Source organism: Endozoicomonas sp. SESOKO3, from assembly GCF_024606255.1.
The window spans coordinates 1-1,487 of the sequence record NZ_JAHHPR010000588.1; the positions used below are offsets into that span (position 1 = coordinate 1).

Sequence of the window (1,487 nt, forward strand, 5' to 3'; positions counted from 1 at the left end):
GCACTGGCCGTGACTGACCAGAGTTCACCAGCCATTGCCATGAGATGGTGGCAGGGGGAAAAGCCCACCGGTGACCGGACGCTGCTGCAACTGGAAAACCAGCTTCGGGCGTCATTTGGCCTGCTGCCCGTTCAGGCCACTGCCTCCGCTCCCGCAACGGTTCAGACAGTCACTACCCCGGGTGGGATAACCACCGTGAAAACCGGCCAGCAAGTCCGGATTGCCTATAAAGCCCTTGCTGACCCGCTGTCCGGCTTTGGTGGACTGGTGGGGGATGAGAACACCCGGTCACTGTTCCAGCGGGTACAGTATTATTGCAACCGATTAATTGACCAGTTACCCGGTGCCCATCGTTCGAGGCTGGGCAACCTCCGCTCACTGCTGACGCAGGTGGCCTGGAATGAGCTGCTCAGCCAGGGTCAGGTGACTTCACAGACGAGACTTCTGGCTGACCCGGTGGATGCGGTCGTATCTGTGCTTAACGCCAATGAGCTGAGGGCACTGGCCGGGATCGACAACCTGGCCGGGCAGCTTGGGGATGTGCTGACCCACGCCCTGAAAGACCAGCGGGGCGACGTCTTCACAGCGACAGACCGACAACGGATGTTGACGCGGTTGAGCGGTGCCGTAGAGCGTCTGACGAATGCCCGGGCTGTGCGCAATGAATGGACCCGTCCCGGACAGCTTCCCCTCGATGAGGTTGCCAACGGTCATGTGCCGGTCTCCACGGGTAGCCGGAAAACCCTGGCCCTGACCAGCCCCGATCGGCAAAAGATAACCCGGATGGGAGACCAGCATCTCATTGCTGTTGAAAATCAGAAGGGTGCCCTGTCCACACTGTCAGGGGATGAGCTTACCGGTTTCCTTGCACTGTTAAGACAGGAGCCGCCTGCCAGCCAGCATGCAACTGCTTTGCAGGCTGAGCTTCAGCGGGCGCCCGCGTCGGCTAACCCGGATTATTACCGGGATGCCATCAAGCGTATCCTGTCACCGCTGACCACGGACCAGACGGGCAATCTGGAGAACTCCCTTCTCGGGTTGTTCAGGAAGCCATCCCTGACTGGCGCTGAGCCGCTGCTGGCGGAGTATTTTTTCCACAAGCGGCTCAAGGCTATGGAAACTGCCGATCCGGCCGGGTTGCGTAACCATGCCCTGAGGGCCAATGAATGGCTTGATCTCCTGCAACAGCGTCCGCCACTGCCTCCGGGCCCCGGCCGGGAGACCCTGAATGTCATCCCCGATAACGAACTGGGTCGTCACCAGGCCTCGGTTCAGACCAAGGGCGGGCAACAGGTGATCAGGCTGGCTCGCCGGGATGACCTGGCCTTTTCCGAACAGGGGCCCGGCTACTCACTGACCCACAATGAAGGTGACCGCAAACGGGTCTTTCGCCTGCAACTTCCCGATGGCTGGCCAGACGGTCTTGTGGAAATCAGGCTGTTTATCCAAATGGAGCACTATCGCAGGATGCAACGCAGGGGCACGAT

At 60.4% G+C, this 1,487-nt stretch carries 1 protein-coding gene; it reads left to right on the forward strand.

What is annotated here, in order from left to right:
• Positions 1–1,487 (forward strand): hypothetical protein (locus tag KDK18_RS10035; RefSeq protein WP_257254764.1); only part of this gene is annotated, 1,487 nt, incomplete at both ends.